This window comes from Paenarthrobacter sp. NPDC089988 (assembly GCF_044748465.1).
Classification (GTDB): Bacteria; Actinomycetota; Actinomycetes; order Actinomycetales; family Micrococcaceae; genus Arthrobacter.
Genome location: NZ_JBIVGD010000010.1, coordinates 164870 through 187417, shown reverse-complemented (window position 1 = coordinate 187417; position 22548 = coordinate 164870). Strand labels below are relative to the sequence as shown.

Sequence of the window (22548 nt, the reverse complement as noted above, 5' to 3'; positions counted from 1 at the left end):
CACCCCCGTGGAGCACGAACTGCTGCTCACCACGGACCAACCTCAGCCGGCACAAGCCGCCTGACCAACTGTCCACAACTTGCGGGCAACCCCACGAAAGGTGAGGGAGCGTTCGGTGGGAAGGGTGGTTTGGTGAGAGAGGGTTGGCGGTGGAGGGTGGTTTGGTGAGAGAGGGCCGGCGGTGGAGGGTGGTTTGGTGAGAGAGGGTTGGCGGTAGAGGGGTGTTTGGTGAGAGGGCGTCTGGAAGGATGGGGCCATGGCTTCGAAGTATGACGTTGTAATCGTTGGCGGCGGGATCGCCGGGCTGTCCCTGGCATCGGCCCTGGCAGGACAATGCTCTGTGGCTTTAGTGGAGGCGGAGCAATCCTTGGCCTTCCATACCTCCTCGAGGTCGGCGCGCCAACTGATTCCCAGTTACGGCCCTCCGGTGGTGCAGGAACTGACCGTCCGGACGCTCGAACTCATGAAGGCGCGCGACGAAAACCTGCCGGAGCCAGTCCTGACCCCTCGGGGTTTCATGCTGGTAGGGGACGAAGCAACGGTCAGGGCCGAGGCAAGCGGCAACATGCACAGCATCACCCATGGCGAAGCCCTGGACCTGTGCCCCGCCCTGAAGCCGGACTCGTTCACGGCAGCCGGCCTCGACAGTGGCTCGTACGGTTGCAACGCCCCGTTGCTGCTGGAAGACCACCGCAAGCGTGCCGAGGCGGCCGGCGCGGATATCATCACCGGAGCCAGGGTCCATTCGGCCCAGCGCATCGGAAGCGGCTGGGAACTGGGCGCAGGCACCGAAGGGTTCCAGTCCGCCGTCGTGGTTAATGCCGCAGGTGCGTGGGCTGACGAGTTGGCTGTCCTCAGCGGAGTCGAGAAACTCGGCCTGCAGCCGTTCCGCCGCACGGCAGCGATCGTGAACGTGGAAAACCCGCTGGCGCCCCAAACCCCCATGGTGTGCGCGGCCGACGATTCCTTCTATTTCCGGCCCGAAGGCAACCAGGTGCTGGTTTCGCCGTCGGAACACGTGCCCAGCGGCGCCGAAGACGCCAAGCCCTACCCGGGCGACGTGGACAAGCTCATCGGCAACCTCAATGCCGTTACCACCCTCGGCATCCAATCAGTGGACCGTGCCTGGACGGGCCTCCGGACAGAAGCCGCGGACGGCATTCCGGTGGTTGGTTTCGACGCCGAGGCCCCCGGGTTCTTCTGGCTCGCCGGGCAGGGTGGGTACGGTTTCCAAACGTCATCGGCCATTGCCGAGCTCGCTGCGGACCTCATTCTCGGAAATGTCCAGCCCGAGAGTCCGGAATACCGGACAGCGGAGCAACTGGCGGCGGTCCGCTGGTCCATCCGGCGCTGAACAATAGGGACATGACCGGAACCACACCAGCCAGCACACTCATCACCAACATCGGCGAACTGATGACCCAGGACCTGGAGCACCGGGTCCTGAAGGATGCCGCGATCGTGTTGGAAGGGGAACGTATCTCCTGGATCGGTTCCAGTGCCGAAGCGCCGGCAGCGGATCAGCAGATCGATGCCGATGGCCGCGCCGTCCTGCCGGGCTGGGTTGATTCACACTCCCATCTGGTGTTTGCCGGCGACCGCACCGCCGAGTTCGAGGCCCGCATGGCCGGCCAGAGCTACAGCGCGGGCGGAATCGGCGTAACTACCAACGCCACACGCAGCGTAGGCGATGAAGAACTCAGCGCGCTGGTCAGCGCCCGTGTGCAGGAAGCCGTCTCGCAGGGCACCACCTACCTGGAGAGCAAGACCGGCTACGGCCTGGACGTACGGAACGAGGCCCGGAGCGCCCGGATTGCCGCCGAACTCGTGGACGAGGTTACGTACCTTGGCGCCCACCTGGTGCCGGCGGGATCGGACCCGGAGGAGTACACGGACCTGGTCTGCGGCGAGATGCTCGATGCCGTCCTGCCCTACGTCCGCTGGGCTGATGTGTTCTGCGAAACCGGTGCCTTCACCGAGGCGCAGTCCCGCCGGGTCCTCCAGGCTGCCCGCGACGCCGGTCTTGGCCTGCGCGTGCACGGCAACCAACTGGGCGAGGGGCCGGGAGTGGCCTTGGCCGTTGAGTTCGCAGCGGCCAGCGTTGACCACGTGAACTATCTTTCGAAAGCCGATGTCCAGGCGCTCGCGGGCACGTGGACCGGCTGGGATGCCACCAGCGGTACAGGCTCGAAGGGCACCGTCGCCACGTGCCTGCCCGCCTGCGATCTCTCCACGCGACAGCCGCTGGCCCCGGGCAGGGAATTGATCGACGCCGGCGTGCAGGTCGCGTTGGCGGCCAACTGCAACCCCGGTACCTCGTACACGAGTTCCATGGCGTTCTGCGTCACGACGGCGGTCCTCCAGATGCGCTTGAGCGTCCACGAAGCCGTCCGGGCGGCGACGTACGGCGGCGCCCTGGCGTTGGGCCGGGAGTCTGGGAACGACGTCGACGGCGAACGGGCGGTGGGCTCGCTCGCCGTCGGTCATCGCGCCGACCTGCACATGCTCAAGGCGCCGTCCGCGACGCACCTTGCCTACCGGCCGGGTATCCCGCTGACCCATGCGGTGTGGCGGGCCGGCCGGCAGGCTGTCTAATGTTTAGGAGCAGGTGAACTTCGCATCGGCCCAGTCGGCGTGGTCGTTGCCGTTTCCGTCACCGGAATCGTTGGCGACGAGTTCCACGTACTGCGCCCCGGTGATGTCCACCGTTAATGGCAGGGGAGCGCTGGTGGCCCCGAGGACCGGGGTGGTCACTTTGGCTGTTCCGTCGGCAACCACGGAGAATTTCACGCTGCCCCTGGTCGCTTGGGCGTCGTCGATCCCCACGGTGGCCGTGAAGGCGCTGCAACGGCCACCGAGGAAGTAGCGGACGGTGCCGTTGGCATGCGCGCCAAGTCCCTTGGCATGGACGGTGCCGTTCAGGGTCAAGGGTGTGCCGTCACCCGCTCCGGTGCCGCCGTTGGACATGTCCTTTTCCACCGGTCCCCAACCGTTGGTGGTGCTCACCCAGGGGTGGTCGCTGGCGAAGACACTGGACTGCGGCGGCTTGGGCAGGGTACGAACGGACGCAGTGGTGCTGATGGTCCGCGTACCAAGCGGTTCCGAAGTGGTGGAGTAGGTGGCTGTTGCCCTGATCGGATAGTCGCCGTCCGCCGAGGCGGGTGCGGTGATCTTCCACGTGGTAGCGAGGCTGCCACCGGAAGGTACGCTTGCCGCGCTTGCAGGGGTGGCCGGTGTGGCCGTCCAGCCTTCGGGCAGTGCCACCGAAACCGACAGATCCTTGATGGCCGCGGGCTCATCCGAGACGAAGGTGGTGGCGAAATCCTGGGCCTTCCCCTGCTGGATCACATCACCCTGAAGTGAGGCGGTGAGCTGGGCACAGGCCGGGACAGCATCCGAGGTCCCGAGGTCCTCCACCAAGAGGTTGTCCAGGGTGAAGTCGGACCCGTTGGCACTGCCGGTGCGCTGGAGTCCCACGAAGTAGTCCCCGCAGAAGCCGGTATCGAAGACCTGCTCAAAGCGGGCGGTGCTGGTCTTGGCCTCGATTGGCTGGCTGCCGGTCACCGCAGGTCCGGCCGCTGAATCGTATCCCGACACCCAGGCGTATTGCCCGGCTTTGGAGTTCTGGTAGTCGAACGAGACCTTGTACTTGTGGCCGGCCTTGAACGGCACGGTGGCTTCGGTGGTGCGGTACACCATGCCCGGGCCGCCGTTCGGGGCCCGGTTTTCGTCGTGGGCAATCAAGGACCATTGGCCGTCCAGTACTTCGTCGATCACGTTGGTGTGCCAGCCCTTCTGCGTGAAGGGTTCGTGGCGTTCAGTGATGTGTGTGCGGGGATCGGTGGATCCTCCCGCGTTGCCCTTCACGAACGGACCCCAACCCTGGTCCACGTTTTCGAAGTCTTCGCTGAGCACGCCGGTGGTTGCCACCCGCGCGGTCTTCACCGCCCGGAAGTCATCCACCCGTACCGTTGCGTCGCCGTCGTCCGCTGTGACGGCGACTGTCGCCTTGGTGTTGTTTCGCGGCACGTCCATCAGGACGCGGACGCGCTGGAAGGAAGTACCGTGCTTTTCGTCTCCTGCCACGAAGTTTTCGGCAGTGGAGGAATCGATGGTGGTCTTCTCGGTCTTCCCGTCAACCGTGACGGAGAGGGTGGTGGGCCGGGTTTTGCCCGGCTGGATTTCCACCCACGCACTGACGGACTGGGTTCCGGCGTCGAGCTTTACCTCCTGGCTGATCGACGACGGCGACGCCCCCAATTGCGCGAAGCGGCGGCCCTTGTCGTCGCGGACCTGGGTGACGGAGCCCGTGGGGTTCCAGGCGGAGAGGTCCGCACCGTTGAAGCCGGGGTCATTGAACGCGGTTCCCTCGCCGAAGTCTGCCTTCCTGGGCAGGGCGTTGCCTTTGGCGGTGAGGACGTAGGGCTGTTTGGCGTCGGCCGTGACGGTGACCTGGCCGTTGGCTACGGGAACGTCGGCCACCTTTACACGGCCGTTGTCCGTCAGTTTGAACAGTTCCAGGGACTTGGCCTTGGCGAAATCCTTGGTCAGCGTCCACGTGGTGGAACCGCCGGTGGGGTTGTAGTGATACATCTTGTCCACGACGTTGTTCTCCTTGGATGACCAGGGGAGCAGGTAGGTGCCCCCGGTCAGCACGGTGGAGCCGCCGGCCGTGATGTTGCGGGTTTCAGCGGTGTTGCCCGTGACGGAAACGTTGTCCGCGAGGTCGATCCGGTCAGCCGTCCACTTGGTGATGGGGTGGTGCTGCAGGAACTTGGCGGGCAGGTTGGCGGTCCAGATGTTCTCGCTGAAAGCGTTGAAGTCGTTCTGGCCCGTCCAGCCTTCGAACTCAACGATGTGGCTCACGCCAAGTTTGGGATCGGGGTTCCACACATCCGACTGGCTGTTATTGATGAACCGGAGGATCTGGGAGTTGATGCCCTTGTTCGTGGAGCCGCCGTATTTCTCGTCGTTGGCCCAGTGGGACCAGGTGTTGTTCCGGGACAGGTGGTCCGCCCACTCGGACCCTACCCGGAAGCCGTTCTTGACGAGTTCCTGTTGCAGGCGCTCGGCGAGCCAGCCGTACTCGTAGTAGACGTCCACGTAGACGAAGTCCAGATTCTTGTCCGTGGCCTCGCGCAGTTCCTTGATGCGCTGGGCCAGCTTGCCGGATGTGATGTCATGCCGTTGGTCCATGTAGTACGACTGGTCCAGCCAGTTCCAGCCAAGCGCCTTGTCAGCCCGGAGAAGATCCTCGCTGAAGGATTTCGCTTCCGGGTAGATCTCGGTGGCATTGATGTGGACCCCGAAGCTGGCGTTCCAGTCCTTGCCCTCCTTGACCAGCTTGTTCAGGTCCTCCAGCCCTCCGGCGCGGGTGTTGAAGTTGTTGCCGTAATCGGTGTTCGCGGAGTCGTGCCCTTCGCTGGTGTAGCCCTTGAGCATGGCCACCTGGCCCAGGCCGTCAGTGGCCAGGGAGATCCGTTTGACGTCGTCAAGGGTGCGAAGGAAGGGGTGGGTGGCCTGTGAGGCGAAGTTGAAGGGGATGTGCGTGACCACGTTGTCCGGGGTCTGTTCGCCCTTGGTGGCGCTGACCTGGATGGAGCGCATGGCGATGGCCGCGTCCTGCCAGTCCACTGCGCCGTCGGCGTTGGCGTCGGTGGTGATGGCCACCCTGGTCCACGGCAGTTCCTCTGTGGTGTTTGAGCCATCGGCACGGTAGAGCCATTGGCCGCTGGCGATGCCCATGGAAACCCCTCCGGTGCCGTCTGAAACCGCTTGGCGCCAGAACCGTCCGCGGTCCTTGGAACCTGGCCCGGAAGACGTGTCGTAGAGAGCGTTGGACTCCAGTGCTGCGCCCAGTGAGGAGGTGTTGGCCAAAGCGTAGGCCGAGCTCTTGGCAGTGGCGTCCAGGGGAGTGGCGGCGCTGATGGGCGTGAACTCGTCTCCGGTGACGCTCCGGTCCACGGACAGGTTGGCCGTGGATACCTGTGCTCCGGGTTGCGTGGAATCCACCGATACGAGGTTGAGGCGCGGGAGTTGGAGTGTCCTCACCTGGTGCTCCGGGGAGTCCGCGATCCCGGTGACGTTGAAGGACACCACGTTCTTTTCCACTGAAAGGCGTGCCGTGATGGTGGCATTCCCGAATTCGGGAACCGTCAGGACGTAGTCCATGGTGTCCTTGCCGGAGGCGGTGGAGGTGCCTGTGGCCTCGTATTCGATGCCGTTGAGGGTGAGGGTGTGCAGCCGGGCCCGGGAACCGTCCAGCGAGGCCTTGCTGGCTGCATCGGTATAGCTGAGGACTTGGGGAAAGGTGGTGGACACCGCCACTCTGAGCTGGCCGGACCGCAGGGTGGCGGTACCGGGGCCTGAAGCCTCAGCCGACGGACCCGCATTGGCGGGTGGGAGGGCGAGGAAACCGAGTGAGGATGAGGCGACGACGCACGCCAAACTCAACGTGGCGATGCGTCTGGGGGATGACAAGCCGGGCATAGTGCTCCTTCTTGATTATTCCGAGCGAGTAACAATCATGTTCTTGCGGACTCGACAAGCCTGCTGCATAGGACAGAAGTTGACAAGAGTTAACGGAATATTCGTCATTCCGCACAAGTTCTCACATGATTGCTCGCGTGATCGAAGCAGTACCGAGGATGGACGGAACTCGGCAGATGTGGGCGCCGATGATCCTTGTGAGATTGAAAATGATCGTTTAGTGTTTCTATAGATCAAAAAACGTCATTGCCTGAGCGGGAGTGGAACACACGATGAGCAACAACGCCCTGGGTGCCTTCATGGAAGAGGAACTCGAATCACAGCCCGCCGTCTGGCAGCGCGCCATTGAGCAGGCAAGCACGGAAAACCTGCTCCCCGCGGATGGTCAGCGGATCGCCGTCATTGGTTGCGGCACCTCCTGGTTTATGGCCCAAAGCTATGCGGCGGCCCGCGAATCCGCAGGCAAGGGCGTCACGGATGCCTTCGCTGCCTCCGAAGCTTTCCTGAACAGCAACAGTGCGGGGCGTCAGTACGACGCGGTCGTGGCGATCACCCGCTCGGGCACCACCACGGAAGTGCTGGAGATCCTCGCTGCCCTCAAGGGCACTGTTCCTACCATCGCGATCATTGGAGACACGACCTCGCCGATCGTGGACCTGGCCGATGCCGTGATTGGATTGCCCTACGCCGATGAGCGCTCCGTGGTCCAGACCCGTTTCGCAACCACTGCGCTGGTGTACCTGCTGAGCAGCCTGGGCATCGACCTCACCACCGCCATCGCCGATGCCCGCAGCGCCGTCACCGCGCCGGTGGAACAGGAACTCCTGGACGCCGAGCAGTTCACGTTCCTCGGGACCGGCTGGACCGTTGGCCTGGCCCACGAAGCCGGGCTCAAGATGCGCGAAGCAGTTCAAGGCTGGACCGAGTCCTACCCGGCCATGGAATACCGCCACGGTCCTATCTCCATCGCGGCCCCCGGCCGCGTCACGTGGCTCTTCGGCAACCAGCCCGAAGGCCTGGAGCAGGACATGGCCGTGACCGGAGCCCTCTACATCCACACGGACAAGCACCCGCTCGCCGAACTCGCCCGGGTCCACAAGGTCACTTTGGAGCGCGCACGCGTGCGCGGGCTGAATCCCGATTTGCCGCGTAACCTGACGCGCTCAGTCATCCTCGACGCGTCCGCCTAGGCCACTGCCATGGTTCTCGGAACCGCATCCACAGCTGTCCTGGCCTTCGATGTTGGCGGGACCGATGTCAAAGCCGGTCTGGTTGACGCCGAGGGAAACGTGCTGGGCATGCGCCGCGTCCCCACACCCTTGGATCCGACGCGGCCGGCGGAAGCAGTCCTGGACCGGCTCGCGGGCCTCGCGGACGAACTCTCGGCCGAGTTCCCGGACGTGCCGGCGAAAGCGGCGGGGATCATCGTGCCCGGCATCGTTGACTCCATCGAAGGCGTCGGCGTGTACTCGGCCAACCTCGGCTGGAAGGACTTCCCCTTTACCGCCGAGGCGGAAAAGCGGCTGGGCCTGCCTGTCGCCTTCGACCATGACGTCCGCTCCGCCGCGGCCGTCGAACACCGTTTCGGCGCGTCCCGGCAGTTCAGCGAAGTTGTGGTCATGGTGGTCGGCACCGGGATCGCCGCCGCCGTGTTTTCCGGGGGCAAGGCCGTCACGGCCGGAGGATTTGCCGGGGAGTTGGGCCATGCCCAGGTTCCCGACCCGGACCAAGGACCAAGCCGCTCCACCATCCTGGAAGCGGTTGGCTCGGCCGGAGCCATCACCAGGCGGTACAACGCGCAGTCCCCACACCCGGTAGACGGCGCCAAGGAAGTGCTGGTCCGGGCCCAAGCGGGAGAACCCCGCGCGGCCCGGATCTGGCACGACGCCGTGGACGCCCTGGCCTTCACTATTTGCCAGTGCGTCAACATCATCGGCACCGAAGCCGTGGTGATTGGTGGCGGTCTCGCCGAAGCGGGCGACCACCTTCTGGGGCCGCTGCGTGAGCGTGTGGACCAGATCCTCGACTTCCAACGCCGGCCCCGCCTGCTCAAGGCACAGCTTGGCCAGGACGCAGGTCTCCTCGGCGCCGCCCTCAACGCCCGGGCCCTCCTGGAACACATCCTTGTGGGAGATACGCCGTGAACCGCATCGTCACCGTGACCCCCAATCCGGCGATCGACATGACCTACAGGGTGGACGGAATCACCGAAGGCGCAAGCCACCGGGTGCCCACGCCCCTGAGCCGGGCCGGCGGCAAAGGGCTCAACGTAGCGCGGGTGGCCCACCAGGCAGGCCACCCCGTGCTTGCCGTCGCCCCCACGGGCGGCGCCGCCGGGCAAACGCTCGCGGCGGAGCTGTGGACCAGCGGCGTACCGCACACCCTGGTCACAGTAGCCGCCGAAACCCGGCGAAGCATTGCGCTCGTGGACTCCGTCTCGGGCGAAACCTCCATCTTCAACGAGGAAGGCCAGCCCCTCCTGCCTGACGATTGGCGCTCGCTGACTGCCGCCGTCGTGAAGGCCGTCCAAGCCGGTGACGGCCATGGCGGGGCCAGCGTGCTTGTCGGTTCCGGCAGCCTGCCGCCGGGCGCGCCGGCGGATTTTTATCCCTCGCTGGTGCAGTTGGCGCACGACGCCGGGATCCCGGCCATCATCGATACGTCAGGTCCCGGGATCATCGCCGCAGCCCGCGCAGGCGCGGACGTGCTGAAACCGAACCACCACGAACTCGCCGAGGCCACAGGGGAGCCAAGCGTCGAAGCTGCGGCGCTCTCGCTCATCGCCTTGGGCGCGCGCACTGTGCTGGTGAGCGCCGGGGCCGAGGGCATGCTCGCTTTCGACCACGCCGCCCCCGGCGGCTACTGGAGTGCCCGGCTGCCGGCCCCGCTGGGCGGGAACCCTACAGGGGCGGGCGACGCCGGTGTGGCGGCTGCCGCCGTCGCCCTCGCCGAAGGCATGACGGAACCACGGGAAATCCTCCGGCGCGCCACCGCCTGGTCGGCTGCTGCTGTCCTCATGCCGGCCGCAGGCGAAATCTCTCCGCGCTACAAGGAATTGGAAGAACAACTGATCGTGACATGGAAGGAGACCCGGTGACCCTGGTCAACACGCGGGAACTCATGGAGAAGGCCGCGGCCAACGGCACTGGCCAGGGCGCGTTCAACGTGATCCACGTGGAAACAGCCGAAGGCCTCGTAGCCGGTGCCGAAGCCGCCGGTGTGCCCCTGATCCTGCAGATCTCCGAAAACTGTGCCAAGTACCACGGGGGTCTCGAACCGATCGGCCTGGCCACCCTGGCGATTGCCCGGGACGCCAACGTTCCGGTCGCAGTCCACCTGGACCACGCCGAGTCCGAAGACCTCGCACTCGCAGCCGTGGACCTCGGTTTCGGCTCAGTCATGTACGACGGCGCCCACTTGCCTTACGACTGGAACGTGGAAGTTACGCGGCGGGTAGCCCGCTACGCCCACGACCGCGGCGTCTATATGGAAGCCGAACTTGGCAAGGTTGGCGGCAAAGACGGGGCACACGCGCCGGGCGTCCGGACGGACCCGGGGGAGGCTGCTGCCTTCGTGGAAGCAACCGGGGTGGACGCGCTCGCCGTTGCCGTTGGGTCGTCCCACGCCATGACCGAACGCAATGCCGAACTGGACCTTCACCTCATCACCCGGCTGAAATCCGCGGTGGAAAAACCACTGGTGCTCCACGGTTCCTCCGGCGTCACAGACGGGATGCTCGTAGCTGCGATCGGGGCGGGTATGACTAAAATCAACGTATCCACACATTTGAACGGGTTCTTCACCCGCGCAGTCCGTGAGTACCTCGATGCCTACCCTGCAGTGGTGGATTCCCGGAAGTACCTCAAGGCCGGCCGGGACGCCCTCGTGCTGGAATCTGCACGTATGCTGACGCTGTTCGCCAAAGCGAAATAGCTGGACCGACGCGAAAGGCTCGTCATGACCCGCACCGATCGGCTGACCGCCATCCTGGACCTCCTGGCCGAATCCGGCCATGTGGAAGTCGAGGACATCGTGACGCGGCTTGGCGTGTCTCCCGCAACGGCCAGGCGCGACCTTGACAGCCTCGCCAAGCAACGCCTGCTCAGCCGGACCCGCGGTGGCGCCACCACGGGATCGGTGGCCTACGATCTCCCCGGCCGTTACAACCGTGACGACCATGCAGAGGCCAAACAGGAAATCGCGTTGGCTGCCTCCGCCCTGATCCGGCCCGGATCGGTAATCGGCCTCAGCGGCGGGACCACCAACACGGCACTTGCCCAGTTGTTATCCACCCGTGAGGACCTGAACGCACCCTCCAACCGGCCCACGCTCACGGTGGTCACGAATGCCATCAACATCGCCTCGCAGCTTGCCGTGCGTCCGAACATCAAGATCATGGTCACCGGTGGCATCCTGAATCCCCGTTCCTACGAACTGGTGGGCCCGTACACGGACGTCATCATGCAGAAAGTGGCGCTGGACATTGCGTTCATCGGCGTCAACGGTGTGGACCCCGACCTGGGCCCCACCATCACCGATGAGGGCGAGGCCATGGTGAACACCGTCATGGCACGGCGGGCCACCGAGTCCTACGTGGTCGCCGATTCCTCCAAGGTGGGACGCCGCTCGTTTGCTGCGATGGCCGGCTACGAATTCCGGCACCTCATTACCGATTCCGGGATTTCGCCGGAGCACAGGGCTGCCTTTGAATCCAAGGGCACGGAAGTGATCGTGGCTCCGGCGGGGGTCACGGCGTAAGCGTCAGAACCGCACCGGGGGCGCTCATCCCACCAAGCATAGGGCTGCCCTTCCCGGCAAAGTGGCAGGAACTACGGGCAAGATAGGAACATGCTCCTAGCCTCCCGTCGTCGCCTGCGCACAGAAGTCATCATTGTGCTGGGCCTCTCCCTGGGCCAGTCGGCCGTCTATTCGGTAGTGCAACTCCTGGATAAACTGACCCGCGCCCCCTTGTCGGAAGCTACGTCCACCCTCAACAGGTCCCAAAGCACGCGCGAATACTTCGACCTCACGTACCAGCTGCTGGACATCCTGTTCGCCCTGGTGCCAGTGGTCCTTGTGTTCTATTTCCTGTCCCTGCACGTCACCGGGGGATCGGCGGCCGGATCGGCGTTCGCCCGCCTTGGCTTCAATTTCGCCAGGCCCGGCAAGGACGCGCTCCAGGGCCTGGGCCTCGCGGCGGCGATCGGCATTCCGTCCCTGGGCCTGTACGCAGTGGGGCGGGCGCTGGGCATCACCACGGCAATCGTGCCCAGTGGATTGGACGCCTACTGGTGGACCGTTCCGGTGCTCATCCTTTCGGCCATACGCCACGCGATCGTCGAGGAAGTGATCGTGGTGGGCTACTTGCTGGACCGGTTCGGCAAGTTCGGCTGGAGCACGCCGGTGGCGATCATCGCCAGTGCACTCCTGCGCGGAAGCTACCACCTGTACCAGGGCTTCGGGCCCTTCTTCGGCAATGTGGTGATGGGCTTGGTGTTTGCCTGGCTCTACACAAAGACCAAACGGGTGATGCCACTGGTGATAGCGCACGCGCTCCTGGACATCGTGGCGTTTGTTGGCTTCAGCCTGTTCGGTAAGGCCGTTGGCCTGGGCTAGTAGCCCCAACTGGGTCGCAGTTGGGGTCGTTCCCAGCGCTGGGAACGACCCCAAGTGCGACCCAGTTGGGCCAAGGGGTAGCCAGGTTTTAAAAGTGTTCGGCCGCCATCCGCGGGTGACGTCATTGGCACCCGCTGATGGCGGCCGAAGTTTATTCCAGGGGCGTCAGATGGTGACGGCGCCCGAGGCGGTTTCGAAGGTCACGGACATGATCCCCGGTGTGCCGTGCGGAGCCATCCACTGGACAGCGACGTCCTCAAGCGGCTTCTCCACGGGCTCGCCCAGCCATTCGGTGACACGTTGTGCCGAGCCCGCAATGGTCAGGCTGGACATCTTGACGTCACTTTCATAGACCTTGGAGGGGTGCAGACCGGGATCGCCTTCCCACTTGAGCAGGTACGGCACCTGGGGATCGGCGATCAAGCCGAGAATGCCGATCTGCTGCCACACGAGTTCGCGGCCGTCGGGGAACTTGCGGTTGCCAGGGACTGCGGAACGGCCAAGGCGTTCTTCGAACGGAGCGAGGTCGTCAACGGCGACGCACCAGCCCATCCAACCGCCGCCGGCTGCCGAGCGTGCCCGGACTGCCTGGCCGAAGGGTGCCTTATCCGAAGCGGGGTGGTCCAGGACCTCCACCACTTCAAGGTATTTGTTGTCCGCGAGGGGAATGATCATGTTCCGGGTACCGAAGCGCGGGTGCACTCCGCCCCGGACTGCGTCCACTCCCAATGCTGCGGAAATTCGTTCTGTCGTGGCCAGAAGGCCATCTCGTTCACAAGCGTAAGAGACGTGATCCATGCGCATGGCTTCATCTTGGCACTTTGTGATTCGGGTCTCAGCTAAGTCAAGCCTAACCAAGGTGGGATGTTATGGAAGGGCAATGGCGGGGGTCGTGGCGGGACGCCGGAATGACGCCCGAGGACCGAAAAATACTGTCTTCGTCACAAAGCTGTGCAATGCCGCGGAGCCTTCCTAGACTGGCCGCAGTTCCAAGCACCCACTGTCCACCGCAAACCCGTGCGCCACGAAGAGGAGAACGCAATGTCCCAAGGATGGTCTTTCGAAACCCGCCAGATCCACGCAGGCCAGGAACCCGATTCCGCCACCGGAGCCAGGTCGCTTCCGATCTACCAGACCACGTCCTTTGTGTTCCCCAGCGCCGAGAGCGCCGCCAACCGTTTCGCCCTGGCTGAGCTTGCCCCGATCTACACCCGCATTGGCAACCCCACCCAGGATGCCGTGGAGCAGCGGATCGCCAGCCTCGAGGGTGGCCTGGGCGCCCTGCTCCTCAGCTCCGGGCAGGCCGCGGAAACCTTCGCCATCCTCAACATCGCCGAGGCCGGCGACCATGTGGTGGCCAGCCCCAGTCTTTACGGCGGGACCTACAACCTGCTGGCCCACACCCTGAAGAAGTTCGGGATCTCCGTGACTTTCGTCGAGGACCCGGACAGCCTCGAGCAGTGGCGCAACGCCGTCCAGCCGAACACCAAGCTGTTCTTCGGCGAGGTGGTTTCCAACCCGCGCCAGGACGTCCTGGACATCGAGGGCATCGCGAAGGTGGCCCATGAAGCCGGCGTTCCGCTGATCGTGGACAACACGCTCTCGACGCCGTACCTTATCCGTCCCATCGAATGGGGCGCGGACATCGTGGTCCATTCGGCCACCAAGTACCTGGGCGGGCACGGCGCGGCGATTGCCGGCGTCATTGTGGACTCCGGAAACTTCGATTTCGGCAAGGATCCGGAACGCTTCCCCAATTTCAACACCCCGGACCCCAGCTACAACGGCCTGGTCTACGCCCGCGACCTTGGCAAGGACGGCGCTCTCGGCGCCAACCTTTCCTACATCCTGAAGGCCCGCGTCCAGTTGCTGCGCGACCTCGGCTCGGCGGTTTCGCCCTTCAATGCCTTCCTCATTGCCCAAGGCCTGGAAACCCTGAGCCTGCGCGTGGAGCGTCACGTCGCGAACGCCACCAAAGTGGCCGAATGGCTGGAAGCCCATGACGACGTCGAATCCGTCGCCTTTGCGGGGCTGCCGTCCAGCCCCTGGTTTGAGCGTGGCCGCAAGTATGGCCCCCGTGGTACCGGTGCGGTTGTCGCGTTCACCATCAGGGGCGGCGTGGAAGCGGGCAAGCGGTTCGTGGACGCCCTGGAACTGCACTCGCATGTGGCCAACATCGGCGATATCCGGTCCCTGGTGATTCACCCCGCGTCCACCACCCACAGCCAGCTGACCGTGGAGCAGCAGGCTGTAGCCGGCGTTACTCCGGGACTGGTCCGGCTCGCGGTGGGCATCGAGCACGTTGATGACATCATCGCCGACCTCGAATCCGGTTTCCGCGCAGCCAAGGGCGCCTGACGCCGGAACTGCTGTGACATGCGGTGGCGCTGCCCGGCTGTCGATTATTCGCCGGGCGGCGCCCCCGAGTGCTCTTTAATGAACGAAGATGCCCCAAACCGTCACACAGCTGTCACATTCTTCGCCAGAACGGCTGTGTTCTTCCTAGACTCTTACGTATTAGGTCATGAGTGCCAGTGACAGCCCCGGCTTGCTGGCCGGCAACCCTCCTCCGCGGTGGGGTGCCCCGGGTGAGGACCTGGCCTGCCGCACGAAAGGCGGTGGGCAAGCGCGAGGTTAGGTGTCAAAGGAATGACCATTACTGCTACAGCCCTTCCCACATCCGAGGAAGCAGACGGAACCGTCAAGTTTGCCCACGTGGGCCCGCTGGAACTCGAAGCCGGCGGTTTCCTTCCCGATGTTGTGCTGGCCTACGAAACATGGGGCCAACTGAACGCCGATGCCTCGAACGCCGTGCTGGTGGAGCATGCCCTGACCGGTAGCACCCACGTTGCCCGTGGTGCCACGGACGAGGATGGCTGGTGGGAACAACTGGTTGGGCCCGGCGCCACGATCGATACCAACCGGTTCTTCGTCATCTCCATCAACATCGTGGGTGGTTGCTACGGCAGCACGGGGCCCTCCTCGGCCGCGCCCGATGGACGGCCGTGGGGTTCCCGCTTCCCGCTGGTCACCCTGCGTGACACTACCGAGGCCGAGTCCCGCCTCGCGGACGCCTTGGGAATCCGTGCCTGGCACTCCGTCCTGGGCGGTTCCATGGGAGGTGCCCGTGCGCTCGAATGGGCCGTCACGTTCCCGGACAGGGTCAAGCGTTGTGCGGTGGTGTCCGTGGGTGCCTACAGCACCGCGGAACAGATCGCCTTCGCCCAGTCGCAGACGCTCGCCATCCGCCAGGACCCCAACTTCAACGACGGCGACTACTACCAGGGTGCCGCGCCCGAGGCCGGCCTCGCCCTGGCCCGGAGGATCGCCCACATCACCTACCGTTCGGCCCTGGAACTGGATGTCCGTTTCGGCCGCGAAGCGCAGCACCAGGAAACTCCGCTCGCCGCCGCCATCCTGGGGAAGCGTGGTCGCTACCAGGTGGAAAGCTACCTCGACCACCAGGGGACCAAGCTGGTGCGCCGCTTCGACGCCAACAGCTACATCGCCATCACCGAGGCCCTCATGAGCCACGATGTCACCCGGGGGCGCGGCTCTTTGGAGGAAGCGCTGGAGCGCACCACGGCCGAGTTCTTCATCGCAGCGGTGGACACGGACCGGCTGTACTTCCCGGCGCAGTCCCGCGAACTTGCGGCGGCGCTGCCGGGTGACGTTCCGGTGCATGTTATCGAGGCACCGATCGGCCACGACGGCTTCCTCACGGAGATCGGGCAGCTCTCGGCGCAGTTGCGGGAGTCCTTCTTCGCCTAGGCCGGGCACTGGGCCGGCTGTCCAACGGGCATTGCCGTCAGGCCAGCCGGGCTTCCATGCCCAGGAACCTGCCGTACCGGTCCACTTCCGCCTCGAGGGCCCGCTGGACGGCGGGCGTGGCGGGCTGGTTCATCCGCACGTCGAGTTCGCAGGTGTTGCCGGCGAATCCGTGCCGCCACCAGCCGGCCAGCCTGCCATCCAGCAGGACTACGTGCATGGGGCCGCCGTTTTCCGGGAAGTAGGGTGCCACGCCGCCGAGGTAGTGCCGGGACTGGGAGTAGCCCATGACGTACTCGTCGTAGCACTGGATGAGGTCCACCCGGGGGAGTGCCGCGTCCGGACCTGAGCCAGCCTCCGGACCTGCGCCAGCCGCCCGGGACGGTTCCATGCCGGTAACATCCTCCGCTGCCAGGTAGAAGTCCAGCCCGTCGATCCCGAGTGCGGCCAGGGACCCCGGGGACACGTCGTATGCTACGTCCAGGCCGCGCTTCACGTCCTTCATTGTCAGGCCGGACCACGCCGAGCAATCCTTGACAGTGGCCGGGCCACGGCTGGTGAAGTACCGCAAGGCCAACTGGCCCAGCGCCTGGTCCCGTCCATCGGCGTCCAAAGCGTCAGGTCCAGGCTTAGGTACCCGTTCCCCGAACAGCGCGTACGTCTGCTTGAGGGTACCCCCGGAGGAACGGACGGGCGTTCCGCTGACCAGGATCCGGCTGATCTCTGCGTGCATGAGGTGGTACACGAAGCCAAGTCCCTTGCCCGGGAAGCCCGCTTCCTCCAGGACCGCGGAGAGTTCCTCGCGTGTCTTGTGCGCCCCGCCGGACACCGCCCCGGCCAGGATGATTCCGCTGCGGGCGGCTGAGGCTTCGTCCACTCCGGTCTGCCGGTACATTCCCTTGTTTCCCTGGTGCAACCGGTCTGCGGACAACGCCATCAGCCAGCCGAGATCGTCCCGGTGCACAAAATGCCAGGTGGGTCTGAGGATGTGGGTCCGCAGGATGGTGCCGTCCGCCACGAGTTCCTCCACGTCCGCAGCGGAAGCTTCGGGTGTCCGTTGCGCCAGCGACCACCTCGCGTAGGGAAACTCCTGGGCCTGGACGGCGAGGAGGTTCTTGAGCGCATCGGGGGCACCCTCCGCGAAAGGGGCCCGGAGTTGCTGACGGCGCAGCCGGAGCCGCACAACGTCATCGGGCTGCAGTGCACCCACGCTAGCCGCGCGGCAATCCGGTGACGTTGGGCCCGAAGACGGGTCCCGGCGTCGGACGTTTTGGCGTGATGCCATCGCCCGAGGACTGGTGCCGCAGGCGGCGGATCACCCACGGCACAAAGTACTCGCGCGCCCACACAAGGTCCGAGGATCGAGCTTCCCGCCAGGTCCTCGGCGGGAGGGGTTTGGGGACCAGCGGCTCCAGGGTGTGACGGACATTCAACGCCTCCAGCACCATCATCGCGATCGTGTGGTGTCCGAGGGGCGAGAAGTGCAGGCGGTCCTCGTCCCACATCTGCGTGTCGGCGAGCTGCCGCAAGGACCACATGTCCGCGATGATGGCGTCGTGGCGGGCAGCGACCGTCCGGAGGTTCTCGTTGTAGATGGCCACTTTGCCGCGGATCCGGCTGAGCACCGAAGAAGCAGTGTCCGGTCCGTTGAACAGCACCACGGTTGCGCCGCCCGAGCTGAGTTCCTGGACCGCTGCGTCCAGCTTCTCAGCCAGGAGATCCGGATCGCCACCAGGCCTGATGAGGTCGTTGCCGCCAGCGGATATCGAAACCAGGTCCGGTTGCAGTTCCAGGCACGGGCCAACTTGCTCGTCCACGATCTGCTGCAGCAGGCGGCCCCGGATGGCAAGGTTGGCGTACGCGAAATCGTCATGGCCGCGGCCCAGCTCTTCGGCCACCCGGTCCGCCCAGCCACGGAAGCCTCCGGGGTTCTGCGGCTCGGGGTCGCCGATGCCCTCGGTGAAGGAATCACCCAGCGCCACGTAGCGGCTCCAAGGATGCGTTTCTACCGGACTGCCGGGCGTTACCAATGAATCGCTCTCACTCACTTGTCTTATCCTGCCTTGTGAACTCGTGTCTGCGAACCTACGTCACCGTAGGTTGTTACCCATGGGTAACTGCAAGAATAGACCCATGACTGAAGCCGTTGCATTCCCCGCGCCCGTTGTCCTGTGGTCCCACGACGAAGCCGACAGGGCGGGCAAGCCGCTCCTGGTCCTGCTCCACGGCTACGGCTCCAACGAGGACGACCTCTTCAGCCTTGCCGGAGTGCTGCCGGACGGATTCGTGGTGGCCGCCCTCCGCGCCCCGATGCCCATGGGCCCCGGCTTCACCTGGTTCCCGCTGACGGCCTCCATCGACTACTCCCTCGATGCCGTGAAGCTGGCCGCAGAGTACGCGCTGGAGTGGCTGGACACCGTCAAAGCCAACCACTCCTCGGTGACACTGCTGGGCTTCTCCATGGGCATGGCCATGGCAACCACCATGCTCCGGTATCGTCCCGCGGACTTCGCCGCCGTCGTCGGGCTTTCGGGTTTCGTGGTCGACGCCGGCGCTGACGCTGCCTTCCGCGACGACGAACTGGACGGTTCCGTCCCGTTCTTCTGGGGCCGCGACCAGCAGGATCCCGTCATCACGCCGGACAAGATCGACTACACCATGGGCTGGGTACGCCAGCACGTTGACCTCACCAAGGTGCTCTACACCGGCATGTGGCACGGGATCAACCAGCAGGAGATCGGTCACGTGGGCGAGTTCCTCACCCACAAGGTCCTCAGCTAGGAAGCAGCGATCCGGACCGTCTGCCCGTTGACGGTGACGGTGTCGCCGGCGTGGAGCTGGCGGCCGCGGCGTTCTTCGATGTCGTCGTTGACCTTGACCAGGCCGTTCTTGATGAGCTCCGTGGCTTCCACGCCGTCCTCAACGAGGTTGGCGAGCTTCAGCAGTTGGCCGAGGCGGATCATGTCGTCGCGGATGGGGATTTCGTCGATTTCGGGGTTGCTCATACAGCAATGATGCCTGAAGTAGTGTGGTGTCAGTGCCGCACCCTACCCGCCGTTCCAGCCTTCCGCTTGCCCTTGGCCTTCCCCTCGCCGTCCTGACGGGACTGGTACTCCCGGTCCAGGGACGGATCAATGGAGCGTTGGCCGGCACCCTGGACGATGGCATCGCCGCCGCGGTAGTGAGCTTCACCACGGGCCTGGTGGTGATCGCCGCGATTTCCCTGGCCACCCCCAAAGGCAGGGCGGGGCTGGCACGGATTGTTCCCGCGGTCCGCGCTCGCAGCTTTCCGCCGTTCTACGTCATGGCCGGTGCCGTGGGTGCCTTCTTCGTCTTCGCCCAATCGTTCACCGTGGGACTCCTCGGTGTGGCTCTGTTCACGGTGGCTTCCGTGACCGGGCAAACGCTCAGCGGCCTGCTGGTGGACCGCCTGGGCATTGCCCCTGGCGGCAAACGGTCCCTCACAGGGCTGCGGGTCCTGGGCAGCGTGCTCACCGTCGCGGCCGTTGTGTGGGCCGTTTCGCCGCACTTTGGCGGCTCGTCCGACGTCGGATCGCTGCTTTTGCCGGTTCTCCTGCCGCTCCTGGCGGGTTTCCTGATGAGCTTCCAGCAGGCAATGAACGGAACAGCCACGGTGCACTACGGAACACCCCTGGCCACCACCCTGGTCAACTTCCTGGCCGGTTCGGTGGTGTTGTGGATCGCCTGGCTGGTCAAGGTTGCGGTTGCCGGGGCCGGCAATCCTTTGCCCGCGCAATGGTGGTACTACCTTGGCGGCCCGCTGGGTTGCGTGGCGATCGGCCTCGCGGCGCTGCTGGTCCGCAGCCTCGGCGTCCTGGTCACGGGGCTGGGCATGATTGCCGGCCAGTTGGTCGGTTCGTTGATGCTCGACGTCGTGATCCCCACGTCCGGGACGGTGGTCGCCTTGCCCACGGTGCTGGGTACGTTGCTGACGCTCGCGGCCATCATTGTGGCCACGCTCCCATGGCCCAAAGGATCCTTTGCCGGGAGGTCGGCCGCCAAAGGCCGGTAGGCTAGGACACGCAGCTTCCTGCACAGTTCAAACCACCGCGGACCGCACCCAGCGGCCCTGTAGAAATATGGAGTACCCATGGCAGCAAAATCCGTCCTCGACCAGGTCATTTCCCTCTCCAAGCGGAGGGGATTCGTGTTCCAGGCCGGTGAAATCTATGGTGGCTCCCGCTCCGCGTGGGACTATGGCCCCCTCGGCGCGGAACTGAAGGAAAACATCAAGCGCCAGTGGTGGCAGAGCATGGTCCGCGGCCGCGAAGACGTGGTTGGCCTGGACTCCTCCGTGATCCTGCCCCGCCAGGTGTGGGAAGCTTCCGGCCACGTGGAGGTCTTCTCCGATCCCTTGGTGGAGTGCCTTTCCTGCCACAAGCGCTACCGTGCGGACCACCTCGAGGAAGAGTACGAGGAGAAGAAGGGCCGCCTTGCCGAGAACGGCCTGGCGGATATTGCCTGCGCCAACTGCGGCACCCGTGGCCAGTGGACCGAGCCGCAGGAGTTCTCCGGACTGCTGAAGACCTTCCTCGGCCCGGTAGCCAGCGAAGAAGGCCTGCACTACCTGCGGCCCGAGACTGCGCAGGGCATCTTCGTGAACTTCAACAACGTCCTCACCACGTCCCGGAAGAAGCCGCCGTTCGGCATCGGCCAGATCGGCAAGTCCTTCCGCAACGAGATCACGCCCGGTAACTTCATTTTCCGCACTCGTGAATTCGAACAGATGGAGATGGAGTTCTTCGTCGAACCCGGCACGGACGAAGAATGGCACCAGTACTGGATGAAGGAGCGCATGGCCTGGTACACGGGCCTTGGCATCCGCGAAGAGAACCTCCGCTTCTTCGAACACCCGCTGGAGAAACTGAGCCACTACTCCAAGGGCACCACGGACATTGAATACCGCTTCGGCTTCCAGGGCTCGGAGTGGGGCGAGCTTGAGGGCATCGCCAACCGTACCGACTTCGATCTCTCCACCCATGCCAAGGCTTCCGGCACGGACCTGAGCTACTTCAACCAGGCCACCAACGAGCGTTACACGCCCTACGTCATTGAGCCCGCGGCCGGCCTGACGCGCTCCTTCATGGCGTTCCTCATCGACTCCTACACCGAGGATGAAGCCCCCAACGCCAAGGGCGGTGTGGATGTCCGTACGGTCCTGAAGCTGGACCCGCGCCTGGCGCCGGTCAAGGCCGCCGTGCTGCCGCTGAGCCGCAACGAGGACTTGTCCCCGAAGGCCAAGGCCCTTGGTGCGCAGCTGCGCAGGAACTGGAACATCGACTTCGACGACGCCGGCGCAATCGGCCGCCGCTACCGTCGCCAGGACGAGATCGGCACGCCGTTCTGCATCACCGTGGACTTCGACACCCTCGAGGACCAGGCCGTCACCATCCGTGAGCGCGACACCATGAGCCAGGAGCGCGTCTCCCTGGACAAGGTGGAAGCGTACTTGGCGGCCCGTCTGATCGGCGCCTAGGCGTGGCACTGGAATACCGCGAATGGAAGGAAGGCGACGACCTCGCCCTCCTGGAGATCTGGGGCGACCCGGAGACCCTCCCTGCGGAACAGTTCCGTGCTGCCTTGGCGCCTTCCGGCAACCAGCCGTGGCGCCGGTGCATCGTGGCAGAGGATGTGGTGGACGGTGTCCGCATCCCCGTGGCGGCCGGTGTGGTCCACGAGGCCTCCCTCCATCCGGAGCGGCTCTGGGCCTACATCGAGGTGGCCAAGGATCATCGCCGCAGCGGAATCGGTGCCACCCTCCTGGCCATGCTGCGCGCGGAAGCCGGGAACGCGCCGTCGGGCGTTTCCGCGCTGCGCAGCAAGGTGGAGCCGGGCACGCCGGGTGCCGCCTTCGCGGAGGCGGCAGGGCTGGGACCCATCCAGCGTTCACAACTGGTGGTGGTGGACCCCGAGCCGCTGAAGCTGCCGAGGTTCGGCGACGGCTCCGAGGAAGCTGCCGCCGAGCGCGTGGAGGATCTGGCTACCGGGTCTGTGGAACTGAGCGACGTCGTGGGCCGCTACTACTCCGCCGTGCACCACTGGGACAGCCCGGGGGAGCTCAGCATCGCCACGGTGCAGCGTCTTTTCCTGCATGACCTCACGGGGGCCCACGGTGCGATTGTCCTGCGCGCCCCCAAGGCCAGTGCTTTTGGTGAGGGCGTGCCGGCATCCAGGAAGGGCAAGATCCAGGCGTTCGCCATCAGCTATGCCCAGGGCAACACCGAGGAGCCCTCCGACGTCTTCCTGGGGCATGATCCCCAGCTGGCGCCGGATGACGCGGAAACCGCCGTGCGGGACCTGTTGGCCCTGATCGCCCACCAGCACCCGGTGCTCCTGGAAGTGGACGAGTCCATGGCCGCGTTGCGCGGTGTCCTGAAGCCCCTGCTGGAGTCCGGCAAGGCCCACGTGCGCGGCGCGGACACGCTCATTGTGAGCGACTGAACGGTTATCGCGCGGATTGCGGATCCCGCCGGCACCACGACTTCGTTGCGCCGGCGGGATCCGCTGTTTAACGCCCGGTAGGTGGCAAGCAAAAGATGCTTGACGCCGCCACAGCGCAGGAGTAGGCATGACGACGTAAACCCCGCGCCGCCGTAGCTGGAGGGAACCGGCGTGGGAACATCCCGGTCTCACATGTTTCATCGGTGGTGGACA

19 protein-coding genes and 1 riboswitch are annotated in these 22548 nt (G+C 65.1%); of the genes, 14 read left to right on the top strand and 5 right to left on the bottom strand.

Features of this window, described 5'->3' with window-relative positions; genetic code table 11:
• Positions 1 to 256: 256 nt before the first annotated feature.
• The gene (locus ACIPV6_RS13815) at positions 257 to 1354 is read left to right on the top strand and encodes an NAD(P)/FAD-dependent oxidoreductase (protein ID WP_400271416.1); all 1098 of its coding nucleotides are present in this window, start codon (positions 257 to 259) and stop codon (positions 1352 to 1354) included.
• 11 nt (positions 1355 to 1365) lie between these two features.
• The gene (hutI, locus tag ACIPV6_RS13810) at positions 1366 to 2595 is read left to right on the top strand and encodes an imidazolonepropionase (protein WP_400271415.1); all 1230 of its coding nucleotides are present in this window, start codon (positions 1366 to 1368) and stop codon (positions 2593 to 2595) included.
• A gap of 3 nt (positions 2596 to 2598) precedes the next feature.
• On the opposite strand, the gene ACIPV6_RS13805 is transcribed toward hutI, so the two are convergent.
• Positions 2599 to 6489: an endo-alpha-N-acetylgalactosaminidase family protein gene (locus ACIPV6_RS13805; protein ID WP_400271414.1), complete on the bottom strand. Its 3891-nt coding sequence runs from the start codon at positions 6487 to 6489 to the stop codon at positions 2599 to 2601.
• A gap of 272 nt (positions 6490 to 6761) precedes the next feature.
• Between ACIPV6_RS13805 and ACIPV6_RS13800 the strand changes: the two genes are divergently transcribed.
• The 6 genes from ACIPV6_RS13800 (at position 6762) to ACIPV6_RS13775 (ending at position 12105) form a co-directional block, all read left to right on the top strand.
• Positions 6762 to 7679 carry an SIS domain-containing protein gene (locus ACIPV6_RS13800; RefSeq protein WP_400271413.1) on the top strand — a complete coding sequence of 306 codons (918 nt, stop codon included), beginning with the start codon at positions 6762 to 6764 and terminating at the stop codon, positions 7677 to 7679.
• A gap of 9 nt (positions 7680 to 7688) precedes the next feature.
• Positions 7689 to 8633: an ROK family protein gene (locus ACIPV6_RS13795; RefSeq protein WP_400271412.1), complete on the top strand. Its 945-nt coding sequence runs from the start codon at positions 7689 to 7691 to the stop codon at positions 8631 to 8633.
• Positions 8630 to 9586 (top strand): 1-phosphofructokinase family hexose kinase, encoded by a 957-nt coding sequence (locus ACIPV6_RS13790; protein WP_400271411.1) that lies wholly within the window; start codon positions 8630 to 8632, stop codon positions 9584 to 9586. The genes ACIPV6_RS13795 and ACIPV6_RS13790 overlap by 4 nt, the downstream gene beginning before the upstream one ends.
• Positions 9568 to 10422, top strand: coding sequence for a class II fructose-bisphosphate aldolase (locus ACIPV6_RS13785; protein ID WP_400271410.1), 855 nt, complete (start codon positions 9568 to 9570; stop codon positions 10420 to 10422). Before ACIPV6_RS13790 ends, ACIPV6_RS13785 begins: the two co-directional genes overlap by 19 nt.
• 24 nt (positions 10423 to 10446) lie before the next feature.
• Positions 10447 to 11247, top strand: coding sequence for a DeoR/GlpR family DNA-binding transcription regulator (locus tag ACIPV6_RS13780; protein WP_400271409.1), 801 nt, complete (start codon positions 10447 to 10449; stop codon positions 11245 to 11247).
• Between the two features lie 90 nt (positions 11248 to 11337).
• Complete coding sequence (locus ACIPV6_RS13775; protein WP_400271408.1) at positions 11338 to 12105, top strand: CPBP family intramembrane glutamic endopeptidase; 768 nt, start codon at positions 11338 to 11340, stop codon at positions 12103 to 12105.
• Between the two features lie 165 nt (positions 12106 to 12270).
• Here the strand turns inward: ACIPV6_RS13775 and ACIPV6_RS13770 are convergent, their stop codons facing one another.
• Positions 12271 to 12909: a VOC family protein gene (locus tag ACIPV6_RS13770; RefSeq protein ID WP_400271407.1), complete on the bottom strand. Its 639-nt coding sequence runs from the start codon at positions 12907 to 12909 to the stop codon at positions 12271 to 12273.
• A 213-nt stretch (positions 12910 to 13122) separates the two neighbouring features.
• On the opposite strand from ACIPV6_RS13770, the gene ACIPV6_RS13765 reads away from it, so the two are divergent.
• Both ACIPV6_RS13765 and ACIPV6_RS13760 read left to right on the top strand, forming a co-directional pair.
• Positions 13123 to 14463 (top strand): bifunctional o-acetylhomoserine/o-acetylserine sulfhydrylase, encoded by a 1341-nt coding sequence (locus ACIPV6_RS13765; protein ID WP_400271406.1) that lies wholly within the window; start codon positions 13123 to 13125, stop codon positions 14461 to 14463.
• 162 nt (positions 14464 to 14625) lie between these two features.
• Positions 14626 to 14740, top strand: a riboswitch (SAM riboswitch).
• Positions 14741 to 14754: 14 nt separating this feature from the next.
• Positions 14755 to 15876 (top strand): homoserine O-acetyltransferase, encoded by a 1122-nt coding sequence (locus tag ACIPV6_RS13760; RefSeq protein WP_400271405.1) that lies wholly within the window; start codon positions 14755 to 14757, stop codon positions 15874 to 15876.
• Between the two features lie 37 nt (positions 15877 to 15913).
• On the opposite strand, the gene ACIPV6_RS13755 is transcribed toward ACIPV6_RS13760, so the two are convergent.
• Both ACIPV6_RS13755 and ACIPV6_RS13750 read right to left on the bottom strand, forming a co-directional pair.
• The gene (locus ACIPV6_RS13755) at positions 15914 to 17074 is read right to left on the bottom strand and encodes a winged helix DNA-binding domain-containing protein (RefSeq protein WP_400271423.1); all 1161 of its coding nucleotides are present in this window, start codon (positions 17072 to 17074) and stop codon (positions 15914 to 15916) included.
• 10 nt (positions 17075 to 17084) lie between these two features.
• Complete coding sequence (locus ACIPV6_RS13750; protein ID WP_400271404.1) at positions 17085 to 17921, bottom strand: SGNH/GDSL hydrolase family protein; 837 nt, start codon at positions 17919 to 17921, stop codon at positions 17085 to 17087.
• A gap of 85 nt (positions 17922 to 18006) precedes the next feature.
• Here ACIPV6_RS13750 and ACIPV6_RS13745 point away from each other — a divergent pair, with 85 nt between their 5' ends.
• Positions 18007 to 18654, top strand: a complete 648-nt coding sequence (locus ACIPV6_RS13745; protein WP_400271403.1) for an alpha/beta hydrolase — start codon at positions 18007 to 18009, stop codon at positions 18652 to 18654.
• On the opposite strand, the gene ACIPV6_RS13740 is transcribed toward ACIPV6_RS13745, so the two are convergent.
• Positions 18651 to 18878, bottom strand: coding sequence for an RNA-binding S4 domain-containing protein (locus tag ACIPV6_RS13740; RefSeq protein WP_400271402.1), 228 nt, complete (start codon positions 18876 to 18878; stop codon positions 18651 to 18653). The two genes, ACIPV6_RS13745 and ACIPV6_RS13740, sit on opposite strands and share 4 nt — an antisense overlap.
• Before the next feature lie 23 nt (positions 18879 to 18901).
• On the opposite strand from ACIPV6_RS13740, the gene ACIPV6_RS13735 reads away from it, so the two are divergent.
• From ACIPV6_RS13735 to ACIPV6_RS13725, 3 genes are all read left to right on the top strand, one after another.
• Positions 18902 to 19906 (top strand): DMT family transporter, encoded by a 1005-nt coding sequence (locus ACIPV6_RS13735; RefSeq protein ID WP_400271401.1) that lies wholly within the window; start codon positions 18902 to 18904, stop codon positions 19904 to 19906.
• A 78-nt stretch (positions 19907 to 19984) separates the two neighbouring features.
• The gene (locus tag ACIPV6_RS13730; protein WP_400271400.1) at positions 19985 to 21370 is read left to right on the top strand and encodes a glycine--tRNA ligase; all 1386 of its coding nucleotides are present in this window, start codon (positions 19985 to 19987) and stop codon (positions 21368 to 21370) included.
• 2 nt (positions 21371 to 21372) lie between these two features.
• Positions 21373 to 22335, top strand: a complete 963-nt coding sequence (locus tag ACIPV6_RS13725) for a GNAT family N-acetyltransferase (RefSeq protein ID WP_400271399.1) — start codon at positions 21373 to 21375, stop codon at positions 22333 to 22335.
• The last annotated feature ends 213 nt before the right edge of the window (positions 22336 to 22548 follow it).

Bases quoted from the DNA above. Each gene is read 5' to 3' on its own strand.
- ACIPV6_RS13760 (WP_400271405.1), top strand. From the start codon at position 14,755: ATGACCATTACTGCTACAGCCCTTCCCACATCCGAGGAAGCAGACGGA.
- ACIPV6_RS13740 (WP_400271402.1), bottom strand. From the start codon at position 18,878: ATGAGCAACCCCGAAATCGACGAAATCCCCATCCGCGACGACATGATC.
- ACIPV6_RS13780 (WP_400271409.1), top strand. From the start codon at position 10,447: ATGACCCGCACCGATCGGCTGACCGCCATCCTGGACCTCCTGGCCGAA.
- ACIPV6_RS13745 (WP_400271403.1), top strand. From the start codon at position 18,007: ATGACTGAAGCCGTTGCATTCCCCGCGCCCGTTGTCCTGTGGTCCCAC.
- ACIPV6_RS13770 (WP_400271407.1), bottom strand. From the start codon at position 12,909: ATGCGCATGGATCACGTCTCTTACGCTTGTGAACGAGATGGCCTTCTG.
- ACIPV6_RS13815 (WP_400271416.1), top strand. From the start codon at position 257: ATGGCTTCGAAGTATGACGTTGTAATCGTTGGCGGCGGGATCGCCGGG.
- ACIPV6_RS13795 (WP_400271412.1), top strand. From the start codon at position 7,689: ATGGTTCTCGGAACCGCATCCACAGCTGTCCTGGCCTTCGATGTTGGC.
- ACIPV6_RS13775 (WP_400271408.1), top strand. From the start codon at position 11,338: ATGCTCCTAGCCTCCCGTCGTCGCCTGCGCACAGAAGTCATCATTGTG.
- ACIPV6_RS13785 (WP_400271410.1), top strand. From the start codon at position 9,568: ATGGAAGGAGACCCGGTGACCCTGGTCAACACGCGGGAACTCATGGAG.
- ACIPV6_RS13800 (WP_400271413.1), top strand. From the start codon at position 6,762: ATGAGCAACAACGCCCTGGGTGCCTTCATGGAAGAGGAACTCGAATCA.
- hutI (WP_400271415.1), top strand. From the start codon at position 1,366: ATGACCGGAACCACACCAGCCAGCACACTCATCACCAACATCGGCGAA.
- ACIPV6_RS13805 (WP_400271414.1), bottom strand. From the start codon at position 6,489: ATGCCCGGCTTGTCATCCCCCAGACGCATCGCCACGTTGAGTTTGGCG.
- ACIPV6_RS13730 (WP_400271400.1), top strand. From the start codon at position 19,985: ATGGCAGCAAAATCCGTCCTCGACCAGGTCATTTCCCTCTCCAAGCGG.